The following is a 14,943-nucleotide window of genomic DNA, read 5'->3' on the forward strand; positions in this document are numbered from 1 at the left end:
AGGGTGCCCGGGTGAGACAGATCATCAAGCAGTTGCTCGAGTGGTTGATCGCCTATCTGCGGTCGCAGGAGAACAAGCCGGTCGACGGCGGACGGGCGCCGCAGGTCGAGCGGAAGTCCGGGACCGCCCGTCCCACGACCGACCGTTCCGGGACCGACCGCTTCGAGTACGCCCCGCAGTCGGACGGCGACCCGGACGCCGGCGAGGTGTGCTGGGCGTGGGTGCCGTTCGAGGAGGACGCGAGCCAGGGCAAGGACCGTCCCGTCCTCATCGTCGGCCGACGGGGGAACGCGTTCTTGGCGGTGCCGCTGACCAGCAAGGACCGGGCCGACGACGGCGAGGTCCGCGAGGATCGTTACGGCAACATCTGGCTCGACATCGGATCCGGTGGCTGGGACCGTCAGGGGCGGCGCAGCGAGGTGCGGATCGACCGACTGCTCGTGCTCGACGAGGTGCGCCGCGAGGGCGCCGCCGTCGACCGGGCCACCTACGACCGGGTCATGGCGTTGGGCCGGAAGCACTGGTGACTCGCTAGGCTCGTGCGCCATGGGCATGCAGATCACTCCGAGCCTCTTGAACGCCGACTTCGCGCATCTGGCCGACGAGGCCGCGCGCATCCCGAACGCCGACTGGCTGCACATGGACGTGATGGACAACCACTTCGTCCCGAACCTCACGCTCGGCATGCCCGTCATCGAGGCGTTGAGCAAAGCCGCGCCGCAGCCGATCGACGCGCACCTGATGATCGCCGACCCCGACCGTTGGGCTCCCGCCTACGCCGAGGCCGGCGCGGGCAGCATCACCTTCCATGTCGAGGCCGCCGCCGCGCCGGTGCGCCTCGCCCGCGAGATCCGCGCCCAGGGGGCTCGGGCGAGCATGGCGCTCAAGCCCGCCACCCCCGTCGAGCCGTACGCCGACCTGCTGCCCGAACTCGACATGGTGCTGGTGATGACGGTCGAGCCGGGCTTCGGCGGCCAGAAGTTCCTCGATCTCTGCCTGCCGAAGATCCGCCGCGCCCGCCAACTGATCGACGCCAGCGGCGCCGACCTGTGGCTGCAGGTCGACGGCGGCGTCTCGCTGCAGACCATCGAGCGCTGCGCCGAGGCCGGCGCCGACGTCTTCGTGGCCGGCTCGGCCGTCTTCGGCGCCGACGACCCCGAGTCCATGGTCACCGCCCTCCGCGACGCAGCCTCCGCCTGTCGTCATTAGACGATCGATGCGGGTGACGACGCCGGTGGGCGTGCTTCTTCGTTGCTCGAACTGGCGGCCGAAGCAGTTCTTGTCGCCCATGACCGTCTGCCCGTCGGTGGCGACATGGGCTGCGAGGCGGGGCGGGAGCAGGCCGGTCATGTCCTCGAACACCCCGCGTTCGTCGGCTTTCGCGCCGGACAAGGTCCATCCGATGGGGAGTCCGCGGCTGGCGGCGATCAGGTGCAGTCTGAGCCCCCGGAAGCTCCGGGAGCAGGAGGCGCAGCACCAGTGTCGGCCCACCCTGCCAGGTCTGAGCGGGGAACCTCAAGGTGCTTCAGCGACAGCAACGCCCCGCCGACTCCCGGGTCGGTCTCGGTGACGGGCTTGCGCCCCGCATCAGGCCTACGCACCCGCCCGCCGGGCTCCTCGCCCGCCTCCGACTCAGCCACACCACGCCGCAGCCGCGACCGCGCCGGACCCGAGGCCCGAGGCCAGAGCGACCCAGCGAACGAGCCTCCGCTGCCAACGTCAACCGTTGCGAACGCTCGTCCAAGTGCGGCAACAGGGCGTCGAACTTCGTTCGCAACACCGTGATCGTCTCCGCCGGGACCGCCATACACCGAGGTCCCACCCAGCCCATCACATGACCCACCAGTTTACTCACGTGCCCTTAACGCGTGGCGGGCCGCGACATCGGGATGTGGTCGATTCCGGCCTCGCGGTAGTCCTCGCCGGAGCGGGCGAAACCGAACCCGGCGTACCAGTCGTGCAGATAGGCCTGCGCCCCGAGATCGATCCGCTCGTCGCCCCAGCGGTCGAGCACGACGTCCATGAGGCGTGAGGACAGGCCCTGGCCGCGGGCGTCGGCGCGCGTGCAGACCCGGCCGACTCGCCGCGTCCGGTCGGCGCCGACGTAGCAGCGCAGGTAGCTGGTGGGGCCGTCGTCGTCGGCGAACCACAGGTGCGTGGTCGTCGGCAGCAGGTCGACCCCGTCGACGTCGGGCTCGTCGCACCGCTGCTCGACGGCGAACACGAGGTCGCGGATCTGCCAGATCGCGTAGACGTCGGCCGCGGTCAACTGGTCTCCGGTGACGACACGAGGCTGCTCCACACGGTTCAGCATACGGACTTTGTAGGCTAGCCGCCTCAAGGCGGGTGGACTGACTCGTCGTTGTCTGAGGTGGCGAGGCATGAACAACACATCGGTGCGTTTGCTGTCCGAAAGTGTGGACGCGGAGCGCTATGGCGAGCTCCTTGGACTGATCGAGGCGCATGGTGTCGCCGTCTCGCCGTGGGACGGTGACGACCTGCCCGACGACAGCACCGTGCTGGTGCTGTTGACGGACGCGTTGTTCGATCGTCCTGACCTCGACGATGTCGAACGCCGGCTACGTGAACATGCCGCGCAGATCATCCCTGTGTGTTACACGGACGATCCGCGCGGCTTTCTCGACGACCTCTCTCAGCTGTTCGTGGCGGAGTTGGGTGTGCCGGAGGTGGCGCGTCGCGTGGCGCTGGTGGCACGGGTCTCCGGTGCGGCGCTGACCGCGTGGGGCCGCGTCGTGCTTCAGGCTCGCGAGTGGTCGGTGCGAGAGGCGCCTGAGCTCCTTTTGGACGCCTCGGAGACGCAGGCTGTGTCGCTGCTCTTGTCGCAGCCCATCGCGGAGGAGGACGCAGAGGCGACCAGTGTGGTGCGGAGGTTCGTGACCGAGAGTCAGAGCGCGTCGCGACGACAACGGCGCCGTTGGTCGCAGCGAGTGGTCGCCATCGCGACGGTGGCGGCGTTGATCGCCGTGGGCGCCATCGTCGCGACCGTCGGCGCGGTCGTGAGTTGGCGTGAGGCGGAGCAGACCGGCCAGGAGTCGCTGGCCTCGCGTCTGACCCGTCAAGCGACCCAGTTGTTGCCGAACGACCCGGATCTCCCGTTGATCCTCGTCGAGCATGCGGTGGAAGCCGACCCGAGCGACGCTGTCGTTTTGGCGGCTCGTCAGACGGTCGCTCGTACGACACCGCATGTGACCTACGAGCTTCCCAACGCTCCATTGGCTGTCGGCGGCGCTCGTGACGAGGGGATCGTGGCCGTGGCTTACCTCGAGGGCGAGAAGATCGACCTGGTCGATGTCGATTCTGGAAAGACGACGACCTGGCAGGGCTCGTTCGGGCAGCGTCGTCCCTCGCTGTTCCTCGCCCCCGACGGAGAGTCGTTGGCGGTGGTCACCGACGAGAATCGTGAGCTGTTCGTCGACGGCGAGTCCGTTGGCTGGCCGGAGGATCTCGGTGACGCCAAGCTGATCGATTGGTGGGACGACCGATCGCTGATGATGGTCGTCGGTCGCTCGGTGGTCCGCTACGACGTGGACGACGAACAGGCCGAGACGGTGGTCGCCGACCTTGGAATCGACCTCGCCTCGGTGGGCGCGGTCGACTTCGAGCCGACGCGTCAGACGGTGGTCGTCGCCGGTCCTGAGACAGTTCAGTTGTTCGAAGGCGAGACAGGAGAGAAGGTGGGAGAGGCGCTGATTCCTGAGGTCGTCCGTGTGGTGTTGGACGAGACGAACGGCGCCTTGCTGGCGGCGTCGCAGCGCAGGGGCGTCACTTATCTGGCCACACGCTCCTTCACAGGATGGGCGGACGCCGAGATATCTATCGCCACGACCGCGATGGAGGACTTCCAGCGTCACCCTGGCTCTGGCTTCGTACGGGAGAACACGGGCCGCCTCGGAATGATCGCGAGCGGATGGGCGACGCCACAGAACGCCACATCGGCGCATAGCTCGGATCAGATGCACAGTGACGAGTTGGGCGGCGGCCGGGTTGTGACAGCCGGACTGGATCGCCGCCTCCGGGCGTGGGACTACACCGCGCGGCACGCGCCGGACCTCGGAGCGCCGGAGCGGGGCCCTCAGGTTTATGACGAGATGATCGAGGCGACGCTGCGGAACTCGACGCGCCTGCGCCCGATGCCGTGCGAGGGGGACGACCGGATGTCGTATATCTCGACTCGTGGGGTGGCGGTCGTCGACGGGGTCTCGCTGGACGCGGTCGGCGAGGTTTATCTCGACCCTGACCCGGAACAGTCATGGTATCGCCAAGTGGTGTTGTCGCCGGACGGATCACAGGGGCTGGTGATCGCCGGAGACGGAGTGGCCGCGGCGCTCGAACTCGACTGCGACGGGGTGACGACCACCGAGCTGTCGCCGCCGGACTGGATGAACCGTCGGACGCAGGGGGCGATGTGGGCGTTGTCCGATGACGGACGTTATCTCGCGATGGCCGACGACGAGATGGGGGTGGTCGTCCGTGAGGTCGACGGGTGGGAGGAGGTCGGGTCATGGACTGATCAGACGCCCGGCGATCCTCTGGGGCTGACGGTCACCGACGGGCGGGTGCGGATGCTCACCGCTGACGGCCTGTGGTCCTCCTCCTGGGAGGAGCCGACGGAGATCACCCGTGAGCAATGGAGTTCGATCGACGGTCTTGAGGACGATCCGGTCGAGCAGGTGACGATGACCGGTGAGGATCGTGGATGCGCGATGACACGTGAGGGGCGGGAGCTCGTGGTCGACGGGTCGCAGCTCACGGTTGAGAGGGAGTCCTCCGATCCTCGTCCCGCGGATGTCCGATCTGCCGATGAACGCGCGATGACGGAGTTGGCTGAGGAGATGTTCACCGACAGCGGTCTGGTGGAGGCCGACCGTGAGTGGATCGACTGCCATGGGTCTCAGACGGCGCGTCTCCGGGACGGATGGATGAGCGTCCTCGATCCCACGACAGGACAGGAGACCTTGGTGGTCCAACAGCCGGACGCCTCCTCGGTGGCTGTGTTCGGGGGATCACAGGTGGCTGTCGTGGCTCACACCGACGGCACGCTCAGCAGGCGCGCGTTGCAGGACGCGGAAGCTTTCATCGAGGGCTCCCGATCCTTCGCGCCCCGGTCCGCCACGGAACTCGAACGAGAGCAGTACGCGCTGGAGGGAGGAGCCGACCATGACTGACGTGATGTTGTCCTACGCCTCGGTGGAGCGAGACCGGGCGACACAGGTGCTCGCCGAGTTGCGGGCGTCAGGTGTGAGCGTGTGGATCGACGACGCGCGCGACGACGAGGCCTCCGCGGCGGAGACGGTCGGCATCCCTGTGGGGCGGGAACATTGGGAGACGATTCGTTCGGCGATCGACGCCGCCGAGTCCATGGTCGTCGTCGACGGTCCGGGCTGGCGGAGGTCTGCCTACTGCCAGCGTGAGCTCGCGTACGCCCTCGACCGGGGGAAGTGGGTCGTGATTCTCGCCTCGGACGAGAGATTCGCCGATATCCCGCTGACTCGGAGCGTCGACTCTGTGGCTGAGTTCTGTGCCGAGCGCGTCGAGCACGAGCCGGTGCTCGAGGCTCACGTGCGACTGCTCGAGCGTATGACAGAGGCGCCGACGCGGATGTCGGTCCGTGAGTATGTCGCGAGCCGGTCGGTGGCGGCCGATGTTGAGACGGTGCTGGCTGAGGACGCGCCAGTGCGGTTGGACGGCGAACTAGCTGATTTCGTCCAGCGTTTCAGCGATGAGCGAGAGGCGGCGCGAGGCCGCCTCCGGCGCAAGGTGATCGCCGCGACCTCTGGGTTAGTCGTCTTGGCGGTGTTGTCGGTCGTTGGTTTCGTCGTCGCGCAATGGCAGGAACGGAGGGCGCTCGCCTTCCGTGACTTCATGGAGTCGTTGGGTCTCGCCGAGCGCTCGACGAACGCCGACCACACCCCCGAGGCGGTCTCTGACGCACGCCAGGCGGTGGCCTTGGATCGCAATCCGTTCAGTGAGGAGGCGTTGCGGTTGGCGGAGGCCGAGGAGCGGCGACACCGAGTGCTCGACGTGCCTCAGCTGTCGGGCAACCAGGTCTACGAGGATCTGGTGTGGGCTGAGGACGACACCGCGTTGTGGTTCACCACCGATGACGAGGTGTATCGCGCCGAGGTCGAGAGCGGAACGGTGGGCAGAGTGGCGCGTTCGTCGGAGCCGTTGCGTTTCGCCACGCTGGTGGTCTCGCCGGATGGTGGGCGCGCCCTAGCGGTGCGTCAAGACCGGCGTCTGGTCGTGATCGACCGAGGAGAGGAGAGCGTGGAGCCGGTCGAGGACGAGGAGGGAAATCCTGTGGAGGTCACGGCGATGACGGTGCATGACGGGCGTCTATGGGTCGGTCGACCCGATGGACGAGTGCAGCGGGGAGAGGACCCGTGGCAGTCCGACGAGAAGGGCCTGGAGCTCACCGACTGGGCTACGGTGCCGGGCGAGACGGGGGAGCCTGAGGGGGCGTCGGTGTTGAGTTTGGCGGCCTCGGAAGATGGAGAGTCGCTGGCGGCGGTGACAGCCGGTGGCACGGTCTCGGCGATGGAGACAGGAAAGAGAGCTCCACGGACCGCGACGGTGCTGGGGCGTGTCCCGCTCCACGAGTCTTTCTCGGAGACGGTCTATCATCGCTCGTCGCTGACGGTGTGTGGTGGCGTCGCGTACGGTGCGCTACGTCATGCGGAGGAGTCCACCACGAGGTTTGTCGCTCCCCTCGATGGCAGTGAGCCGATGACGAGTCTGGCGCAGCTCAATCTGCGGCACGGCACGACGCGGATTCATTGTTGGGACGACGGAGCGATCACGCGCTCGCGAGCACTGGGATCGGTCTCGACGATTCTCGACTCGACCGTCGAGCCGGATCTCAACGGCTGGGTTCCAGAGCGTGAGACGGCGCCGTTGGCGGTCACGTCGGACCAGGAGCGTCTGGCTCATGTGAGGCGCGATGGGCGACTCGAGGTGGTTGAGCGGGACCTGCTGGTGCAGGAGATCGAGGCGCCCGGCGGGTATCAAGGATTTCCGGTGGAGGGCGGAGTTCTCGACATCGACAGCGTCGGCCAGGTGAGTCTGATCGATTATGAGACCGAAGCGCGCACACCGATTGGGACGCTTGACGGATTCGTCGCCTTCGAGACGGGCCTGTTCGCCACCGCGGGGCCTGACGGTTCCATGTGGTTGACGCTCAGCGACGGACGGGTGTATCTGGCCGACCAGGACGGGGTGGTCTTGGTGGACACCGTGTCGTCCGGTGGCGTGTCGGCCACGGCGGCGGACGGGTCGTTGCTCGTCCGGCCGCATGACGCGGCCGCGATCTATCGGATCAGCGCCGAGGGTTCGACGACCGCCATCGAGCTCGCCGACTTCGACCCGAAACTCGAGGGCGTTGTCGCTATTCAACCGTCATCGGATGGAGGGGCCTATCTCCTGACGCATCTGGGTGAGTTGCGCAGATACGACGAGGACGGCGAGATCGTCGCCACGTTCGACGAACTATTGACGGGCGGTTTGGCCGCCTCGATGCTGGTCACGTCCGACGGCGACCTGGTGGTGGCCGCCCCGGACGGGCATGTGCGGGTGCTTGACGAGGACCTAGAACTGCTTCGTGAGGCGTTGTTGCCTTCGGGACCGAGCAGGCTGCAGGAGTACCAGGATCGGTTGGTCGTCGGATACAACAGCGGAGCGGTGGAGCTGGTCGATCGCGAGAGCATGGCTCGCGTCGACGTGCTCGTCGACGACTCAGTGGACGCTCGGACCTATCTGGTGGCTCCCGACCGGCCGATGTTGGTGGGGGTCGAGCCGCGTTTGACGTCGACCCCCGGTGAACTCGACACGATTTATCGCGTCGTGTCGTTCTGAGGCATGGGCGAGAGGAGATTCTTGACCTCGAGGAGAAGCCGCTCGCGCAGGGGCGCGGCGAGCGCCGAGAGGCGTCGTTGCTCGCTGACGTAGAGCGCTTTGCCGTCGGCTGTCTCGACGGTGATGGGGGCGAGCCCGAGGCTGGTCACGTCGTAGGGGGAGGCGCGCATGTCGACGCGTCGGGCCTCCAGGGCCAGTTCGAAGGCGTCGAGCACGACGGTCGCCTCGACGAACGGTTGCAGCCGGAAGGCGATCCGGTACAGGTCCATCGTCACGTGCACGCAGCCGGGCTGCTCGAAGGCCAGTTGGTCCTCCCGTGTCAGCGTGGCGGCGTTGCGCGGCGCGGCGGCGGGGGTGAAGAAGCGGAAGGCGTCGACGTGCGTGCAGCGCAGCGGATGGGCGCGCACCACCTCGTCGGTGCCGTCGGCGCCGAGCCGCAGCGGCAGATCCTCGTGGCGGCGGTCCCGCGCGCCCTCGTAGACCATCGCCCACTCGTGCAGGCCGAAGCAGTTCCAGCGGGGCTCGCGCTCGGCGGTGTTCTCCAACAGTCGACGGGTCCAGCGCAGGCCGGGCAGCCGCCGCTCCAACCGTGTCGGGTCGACGAAGGACACCCCGCCGGAGGTCGTGTAGGCCCCGAGCCGCTCGTACTCGGGCGCGTCGGCCAGGCCGACGCCGAGGCCTGGATGCCAGCGGGCGAGCGCGCCGGGGGAGTAGTTGTAGTACACGAACAGGAAGTCCTCGACAGGGTGCTTCTCACGGGCCTCACGGCGGGCCAGATGGGGGCGAGTCCAGGCCTCGGCGCGCTCGCGGTGGGCCTCGGCGCGGGCGCGCCAGACCGCCCGGTCGAGGACGACCTCAGGCACAGTCGCGACAGGTGCCGAAGATCTCCAGGGTGTGCGCGACGTCGCTGAAGCCGTTCTCGGCGGCGATCATGTCGGCCCACTTCTCGACCGTCGGGCCGGCCACCTCCACCGTGCGGCCGCAGGCGCGGCAGACCAAGTGATGGTGGTGGCCGGTGCTGCACTGGCGGTACAGGACCTCGCCGTCGTCGTTGCGCAGGGCGTCGACCTCGGCGGCGTCGGCGAGCGCCTGGAGATTGCGGTAGACCGTCGACAGGCCGACCGACTCGCCGCGGTGGCGCAGCAGGTCGTGGATCTCCTGGGCGCTCGCGAACCCGTCGAGGTCTTCCAAGATGGCGGCGACGGCGCGACGCTGTCGGGTGTTGCGGGGGGTGGCGACCATGGGGGGATTCCTCCTCAGGCCGACTCTAGACGACGCGTCTTCCCCCGGGCCGTCAGCGCCACGACGCCGCGGGCGAGCGCCAGGACCACGAAGCAGGCCAGCGCCGTCATGACGATGGTCGGCCCCGGCTGGGTGTCGACCTCGAAGCTCAGCCCGACGCCCCCGACGGCTGCGAACAGGCCGATCGCCATCGCGGCCAGATGGGTGCCCCGGAAACTGCGGGTCAGCTGCTGCGCGGCGGCCACCGGCACGATCATCAGCGCCGACACGAGCAGCAGCCCGACGGTGCGCATCGCCACGGTGATCGTCACGGCGGCGAGCACTGCGACGAGCAGGCTGTAGAGCCGGACCGGCACGCCGCTGACCTGCGCGTGGTCGGGGTCCTGGCAGACCGCGAACAGTTGAGGTGCTGCGGTGAGCGTCAGCAGCAGGACGACGCCGCCCAGGAGCGCGATGATCCGAAGGTCGGCGGGGGTGACGGTGACGATCGAGCCGAACAGGTAGCTGTTGAGCTTCGCCGCGCTCTCCCCGGCCAGGTTGACGATCATGACGCCGCCGGCGATGCCGCCGTAGAAGAGCATCGCGAGCGCCACGTCGCCGGAGGTGCGGGCGTAGGCGCGCATCACCTCGATGACGACCGCGCCCGCGACGGCCGCGACGACCGCGGTGAGGATCGGGGCCGTGCCGGTGAGCAGGCCGACCGCCACGCCGGTCAGCGCGACGTGGCCGATGCCGTCGCCGAGCAGGGCCAGGCGGCGCTGCACGAGGAAGACGCCGATGGCCGGGGCGGTGAGGCCCGTGATGACGGCGGCGGCGAGCGCCAGCCGCATGAACTCGTAGTCGAGGAGGTCGAGCATCAGAGCACCCCCTCCGGCGACACCGGCTCGACACGGGTCGGCTCGCCGGTGTGCGGATGGTGGTGCATGTGCTCGGCCGGAGCCGACGAGGCGGGGCCGTCGAAGGCGACGCGCCCGCGGTCGACGATGACGGCGCGGTCGACGACCGGCTCCAGCGGGCCGAGGTCGTGTTCGACCACCAACAGGCTCGCGCCGCCCTCGACCAACGCCGCCGTGGCGTCGGCGAGCACCCGGGCGCTGGCCGCGTCGACCCCGGCCAGCGGCTCGTCCATCACCAGCAGGTCGGGGTCGCACGACAGCGCGCGGGCGATGAGCACGCGCTGGTGCTGGCCGCCGGACAGCTCGGCGACCGGACGGCGGCGGAGGTCAGTCAGCCCCATCAGCTCGACGGCGCGGTCGGCGGCGTCGCGGTCGGCGCGGGTCGCCGGTCCGACGAGGCGCCGCCGGGACAGCCGTCCGCTGAGCACCACCTCGCGCACGGTGGCCGGGACGCCCGGCGTGGTGGCGGCCCGTTGCGGCACATAGCCGAGCCGCCAACGGTCGCGGAAGGCCGACAGCGGCTGCCCGAACAGCTCGATCCGTCCCGCGCGGGACGGCACGAGGCCGACGATCGCGCGCACGAGCGTCGACTTGCCCGAGCCGTTCGCGCCCAGCACCGCCACCGCCTCCCCGGGGGCGAGGGTCAGGTCGACGCCGTCGAGCACGAGATGGCCGCCGAGGTCGACCGCGACCCCCGTCGCTCGAAGGACGGGGGTCGCGGTCGAGGTTGCGGACGGGGTCACTGACACCCGTCGGCCTGGCGGATCGCCTCGAGGTTCGCGCGCATGAGGGAAAGGTAGTCCTCGTCGGAGGTCTCGTCGCTGAGACCCTCGATCGGGTCGAGCGTGGCGACCGTCGCGCCGGTCTCGTGGGCGACCTGCTCGGCCTTGTCCGGGGCGACCAGCTCCTCGGTGAAGACGGTCGTGATGCCCTGGGAGGTGACGAGGTCGGTGATCTCGGCGAGCTGCTCCGAGGTGGGCTCGGCGCTCGGGTCGAGGCCGGCGATCGGGATCTGCGTCAGGTCGTAGGCGTCGGCCAGGTAGGCGAAGGCGGCGTGCGAGGTGACGATCGAGCGACGCTCGCAGGTCTCCAGGCCCGTCACGTACTCCTCGTGCAGGGCCTGCAGCTCCTCGGTGAGCTCGGCGGCGTTGGCCTCGTAGTCGGCGGCGTGGTCGGGGTCGATCTCGCTGAGCGCCTCGGCGACGGCGTCGGCGGCCAGGATCATGCGCTGCGGGTCGAGCCAGAAGTGCGGGTCGACGCCGCCGTGGTCGTGGCCTTCCTCCTCGGAGTGCTCCTCGCCCTCGTGGTCTTCTTCCTCGGCGTGGTCGTGCTCCTCCTCGTCCTCGGACGCCTCCAGCAGGCCGACGACGCCGCCGAGCTCGACCGTGGCGTCCTCGGCGCGGTCGGCCTGCTCCACGGCCTCGTCGACCGCGGTCTGGAAGTGCTCGGTGTAGACCACGAGCGTCGCGTCCTGGACGTCGCCCACCTGGCGGGGGGTCAGCTCCAGGTCGTGCGGCTCGCCGCCGGGCTGGGTGAGGTTCTCGACGGTGTAGCGGTCGCCCGCGACGCGTTCGGCGACGAAGGCGAAGGGGTAGGCGGAGGCGACGACCTCGGGGCCGTCGTCGCTCCCGCCGCAGGCGGTCAGCAGGGGGGCGGCCAGCAGCGCGGCCGGGATCATGAGGGTGTGTCGACGCATGGGGCCATCGTTGTCGTGCATGACAACCATTGTCAAATCGAGGTGGGCGCGCGACCCGGGGCCGCGCTCGTTAGGCTGACCCCCATGCCTGTCTCGACCATCGACACCGTCATCAGCCTCTGCAAGCGCCGGGGATTCGTCTTCCAGTGCGGCGAGATCTATGGCGGCACCCGGTCGGCGTGGGACTACGGCCCGCTCGGCGTGGAGCTCAAGGAGAACGTCAAGCGTCAGTGGTGGCGCTCGATGGTGCAGGGCCGCGACGACGTCGTCGGCCTCGACTCCTCGGTCGTCCTGCCGCGCCAGGTGTGGGAGGCCTCCGGACACGTCGAGGTGTTCACCGACCCCCTGATCGAGTGCCTCACCTGCCACAAGCGGCACCGCCTCGACCACCTGCAAGAGTGGTTCGCCGAGAAGACGAAGGCCAAGAAGGGCGCCGACGCGGTCCACCCCGACGACGTCGCCGTGTCCGACCTCGTCTGCCCCGACTGCGGCGCGCGGGGCGAGTGGACCGAGCCCAAGGCCTTCTCCGGCCTCATGAAGACCTACCTCGGCCCGGTCGACGACGAGGCGGGCCTGCACTACCTCCGTCCCGAGACCGCGCAGGGCATCTTCGTCAACTTCGCCCAGGTGATGGGCTCGGCGCGCAAGAAGCCGCCCTTCGGCATCGGCCAGATCGGCAAGAGCTTCCGCAACGAGATCACGCCGGGCAACTTCATCTTCCGCACCCGCGAGTTCGAGCAGATGGAGATGGAGTTCTTCGTCAAGCCCGGCGAGGACGAGGAGTGGCACCAGTACTGGATCGACACCCGCCTGAAGTGGTACACCGACCTCGGCGTCGACCCGGAGAACCTGCGTCTGTACGAGCACGCCCCCGAGAAGCTCTCGCACTACTCCAAGCGCACCGTCGACGTCGAGTACCGCTTCGGCTTCACCGGCTCGGAGTGGGGCGAGCTGGAGGGCGTCGCCAACCGCACCGACTTCGACCTGTCGACGCACAGCAAGGCCTCCGGCAAGGACCTGTCCTTCCACGACCAGGCCACCGGCGAGCGCTGGACGCCGTATGTCATCGAGCCCGCGGCCGGCGTCAACCGGTCGATGATGGCCTTCCTCGTCGACGCCTACGCCGAGGACGAGGCGCCCAACACCAAGGGCGGCGTCGACAAGCGCACCGTGCTGCGCCTCGACCACCGTCTCGCCCCGGTCAAGGCCGCCGTGCTGCCGCTGTCGCGCAGCGAGGCGCTGTCGCCGACCGCCCGCGACCTCGCCGCCGAGCTTCGCGGCTTCTGGAACGTCGACTTCGACGACACCCAGGCCATCGGCAAGCGCTACCGCCGCCAGGACGAGATCGGCACGCCGTTCTGCGTCACGGTCGACTTCGAGACCCTCGACGACCAGGCCGTCACCATCCGCGACCGCGACACGATGACCCAGGAGCGCGTGGCGCTCTCGCAGGTCCGCGACTGGCTCGCGGCGCGCCTGCCGGGCTGCTGAGCCACGCGCGCGGCACAATCACCCCGTGAACAGGTCGCGAAGCCGTGCGGCGAGGCTCGTCGTCATCGCCGCGCTCGGAGTGTTGCTCACCGCCTGCGGTGGCGGCGAGCCCACGCCCCACCCGTCGGTCCCGGCGGGATTCGATGTGCCCGAGGGCGTCGAGATCACCAAGGCGGGCGCCAAGCTGACGGCGGGGGAGTCGGCGACGGTGGTCTACCAGATCGACGAGAAGGCCACGACCGCGATCACGGTGACGATCAACGACGTGCGCAAGGGGCCGATCGAAGACTTCCAGTTCTTCTCGCTCACCCCGGAGCAGTCGGCGTCGACGCCGTTCTACGTCGATCTGACCGTCGTCAACGAGGGGCCCGCGGGCATGGGCGGCGCGGCGCTGCCGGTGTTCGCGCGCGACGACAAGAAGACGCTGCTGCCGCCGACGCCGGTCGTCGGCGGCTTCGAGCCCTGTCCGAAGGGGCAGCTCCCGGAGAGCTTCCTGCCCGACGAGAAGGCGAGCCTGTGCCTGGTCTACCTGGTGCCGCAGGGGCGGGCGCTGGTCTCGGTCGACGTCGAGCCGGACGGCCCGAAGTCCACGATCACGTGGACGCCGTGACCCCCGCGCTGCGGCTGGGCGCGGTCGAGGTCGCGACGCCGGTCGTCCTCGCGCCGATGGCGGGCGTCACCAACGTCGCCTTCCGTCAACTGTGCGCCGAGCAGGGGGCGGGTCTGTACGTCTGCGAGATGATCACCTCGCGCGGCATCGTCGAGGGCGACACGACCAGCCTGTCGATGCTGAGCTTCTCCGGCGCCGAGAGCGTGCGGTCGGTGCAGCTGTACGGCATCGACCCGGAGGTCATCGGCCGGGCGGTGACGATCCTGTGCGCCGACCACGGGGTGGGGCACGTCGACCTCAACTTCGGCTGTCCGGTGCCGAAGGTGACCCGCAAGGGCGGCGGCGCGGCGCTGCCGTGGAAGGCGACCTTGCTCGGACAGATCCTCGAGCGGGCGGTCCGCGCCGCCGAGCCCTTCGGCGTGCCGGTCACGATGAAGACCCGCAAGGGCATCGACGACGACCACCTGACCTTCCTCGACGCCGGGCGGATCGCCGCCGACGCGGGGTGCGCGGCCATCGCGCTGCACGGGCGGACCGCCGCCCAGCACTACTCGGGGCGTGCGGACTGGGACGCCATCGCCGAGCTGAAAGCCGCCGCCACCATCCCGGTGCTCGGCAACGGCGACGTCTGGGAGGCCTCCGACGCGCTCGCGATGGTCGAGCGGACCGGCTGCGACGGCGTCGTCGTCGGCCGAGGCTGCCTCGGCCGCCCCTGGCTCTTCCGCGACCTCGCGGCGGCCTTCGCCGGCGAGCAGGTGCTGACCGCGCCGCGACTCGGCGAGGTCGCCGCCGTGATGCGGCGGCACGCCGAACTGTTGTCCGAATGGGCCGGCGAGGAGCGCGGCTGTGTCGAGTTCCGCAAGCACATCGCCTGGTATCTCAAGGGATTCCGGGCCGGATCGACGCTGCGCGACCGGCTCGGCAAGGTCTCCTCGCTGGCCTCGCTCGACGCCCTGCTGTCCGACCTCGACCCCGACGAGCCCTTCCCGCCGAGCGAGCTGGGCCGTCCGCGCGGACGTCAGGGCTCGCCGAAGAAGGTGGCGCTGCCCGAGGGCTGGCTCGACTCCCGGGAGATGGCCGGCGCCCTGGACGCCGCCGCCGAGGACGCGACGTCTGGCGGGTGAAGGGGTGGATTA

General features: G+C 69.4%; 13 protein-coding genes and 1 pseudogene. 7 read left to right on the plus strand and 7 right to left on the minus strand.

The features are described from left to right. Positions 1-11 precede the first annotated feature (11 nt). Together QM621_RS03640 and rpe are read left to right on the plus strand one after the other, a co-directional pair. A complete protein-coding gene (locus QM621_RS03640) occupies positions 12-527 on the plus strand; it encodes a type II toxin-antitoxin system PemK/MazF family toxin (protein WP_414988993.1) in 516 nt (171 codons plus the stop codon). A 19-nt stretch (positions 528-546) separates the two neighbouring features. Beyond that, on the plus strand, positions 547-1,209 hold the full coding sequence (gene rpe / locus QM621_RS03645; protein WP_414988994.1) for a ribulose-phosphate 3-epimerase: 663 nt from the start codon (positions 547-549) through the stop codon (positions 1,207-1,209). 317 nt (positions 1,210-1,526) lie between these two features. Here rpe and QM621_RS03650 read toward each other — a convergent pair. Both QM621_RS03650 and QM621_RS03655 read right to left on the minus strand, forming a co-directional pair. After that, a pseudogene (locus QM621_RS03650) lies at positions 1,527-1,807 on the minus strand (ISAzo13 family transposase); the annotation flags it as partial. Positions 1,808-1,861: 54 nt separating this feature from the next. Continuing rightward, complete coding sequence (locus tag QM621_RS03655; protein WP_414988995.1) at positions 1,862-2,302, minus strand: GNAT family N-acetyltransferase; 441 nt, start codon at positions 2,300-2,302, stop codon at positions 1,862-1,864. A gap of 79 nt (positions 2,303-2,381) precedes the next feature. On the opposite strand from QM621_RS03655, the gene QM621_RS03660 reads away from it, so the two are divergent. Together QM621_RS03660 and QM621_RS03665 are read left to right on the plus strand one after the other, a co-directional pair. After that, positions 2,382-5,186: a hypothetical protein gene (locus QM621_RS03660; RefSeq protein WP_414988996.1), complete on the plus strand. Its 2,805-nt coding sequence runs from the start codon at positions 2,382-2,384 to the stop codon at positions 5,184-5,186. Continuing rightward, positions 5,179-7,872 carry a TIR domain-containing protein gene (locus tag QM621_RS03665; protein ID WP_414988997.1) on the plus strand — a complete coding sequence of 898 codons (2,694 nt, stop codon included), beginning with the start codon at positions 5,179-5,181 and terminating at the stop codon, positions 7,870-7,872. The genes QM621_RS03660 and QM621_RS03665 overlap by 8 nt, the downstream gene beginning before the upstream one ends. Here QM621_RS03665 and QM621_RS03670 read toward each other — a convergent pair. Genes QM621_RS03670 through QM621_RS03690 form a run of 5 tightly spaced genes read right to left on the minus strand, consistent with a single transcriptional unit; the run spans position 7,851 to position 11,706 of the window. Continuing rightward, positions 7,851-8,735, minus strand: coding sequence for a 3-methyladenine DNA glycosylase (locus tag QM621_RS03670; protein ID WP_414988998.1), 885 nt, complete (start codon positions 8,733-8,735; stop codon positions 7,851-7,853). The genes QM621_RS03665 and QM621_RS03670 overlap by 22 nt on opposite strands. Next, on the minus strand, positions 8,728-9,114 hold the full coding sequence (locus QM621_RS03675) for a Fur family transcriptional regulator (protein WP_414988999.1): 387 nt from the start codon (positions 9,112-9,114) through the stop codon (positions 8,728-8,730). The genes QM621_RS03670 and QM621_RS03675 overlap by 8 nt, the downstream gene beginning before the upstream one ends. Before the next feature lie 14 nt (positions 9,115-9,128). Then, positions 9,129-9,971, minus strand: coding sequence for a metal ABC transporter permease (locus QM621_RS03680; protein WP_414989000.1), 843 nt, complete (start codon positions 9,969-9,971; stop codon positions 9,129-9,131). Continuing rightward, a complete protein-coding gene (locus tag QM621_RS03685) occupies positions 9,971-10,753 on the minus strand; it encodes a metal ABC transporter ATP-binding protein (protein ID WP_414989001.1) in 783 nt (260 codons plus the stop codon). Before QM621_RS03685 ends, QM621_RS03680 begins: the two co-directional genes overlap by 1 nt. Further along, positions 10,750-11,706: a metal ABC transporter substrate-binding protein gene (locus QM621_RS03690; RefSeq protein ID WP_414989002.1), complete on the minus strand. Its 957-nt coding sequence runs from the start codon at positions 11,704-11,706 to the stop codon at positions 10,750-10,752. Before QM621_RS03690 ends, QM621_RS03685 begins: the two co-directional genes overlap by 4 nt. A gap of 84 nt (positions 11,707-11,790) precedes the next feature. Here QM621_RS03690 and QM621_RS03695 point away from each other — a divergent pair, with 84 nt between their 5' ends. The 3 genes from QM621_RS03695 to dusB are packed head-to-tail and all read left to right on the plus strand — an operon-like array spanning position 11,791 to position 14,931. Then, complete coding sequence (locus QM621_RS03695; protein ID WP_414989003.1) at positions 11,791-13,197, plus strand: glycine--tRNA ligase; 1,407 nt, start codon at positions 11,791-11,793, stop codon at positions 13,195-13,197. Between the two features lie 25 nt (positions 13,198-13,222). After that, positions 13,223-13,807: a hypothetical protein gene (locus tag QM621_RS03700; protein ID WP_414989004.1), complete on the plus strand. Its 585-nt coding sequence runs from the start codon at positions 13,223-13,225 to the stop codon at positions 13,805-13,807. Beyond that, positions 13,795-14,931 (plus strand): tRNA dihydrouridine synthase DusB, encoded by a 1,137-nt coding sequence (gene dusB / locus QM621_RS03705; protein ID WP_414989005.1) that lies wholly within the window; start codon positions 13,795-13,797, stop codon positions 14,929-14,931. Before QM621_RS03700 ends, dusB begins: the two co-directional genes overlap by 13 nt. The last annotated feature ends 12 nt before the right edge of the window (positions 14,932-14,943 follow it).

Source organism: Aeromicrobium sp., from assembly GCF_047606445.1.
Taxonomy (GTDB): Bacteria; Actinomycetota; Actinomycetes; order Propionibacteriales; family Nocardioidaceae; genus Aeromicrobium.

Coding starts and splice junctions, on each gene's coding strand:
- rpe (WP_414988994.1), top strand. CDS start 547: ATGGGCATGCAGATCACTCCGAGCCTCTTGAACGCCGACTTCGCGCAT.
- QM621_RS03665 (WP_414988997.1), top strand. CDS start 5,179: ATGACTGACGTGATGTTGTCCTACGCCTCGGTGGAGCGAGACCGGGCG.
- QM621_RS03680 (WP_414989000.1), bottom strand. CDS start 9,971: ATGCTCGACCTCCTCGACTACGAGTTCATGCGGCTGGCGCTCGCCGCC.
- QM621_RS03690 (WP_414989002.1), bottom strand. CDS start 11,706: ATGCGTCGACACACCCTCATGATCCCGGCCGCGCTGCTGGCCGCCCCC.
- QM621_RS03675 (WP_414988999.1), bottom strand. CDS start 9,114: ATGGTCGCCACCCCCCGCAACACCCGACAGCGTCGCGCCGTCGCCGCC.
- QM621_RS03660 (WP_414988996.1), top strand. CDS start 2,382: ATGAACAACACATCGGTGCGTTTGCTGTCCGAAAGTGTGGACGCGGAG.
- QM621_RS03695 (WP_414989003.1), top strand. CDS start 11,791: ATGCCTGTCTCGACCATCGACACCGTCATCAGCCTCTGCAAGCGCCGG.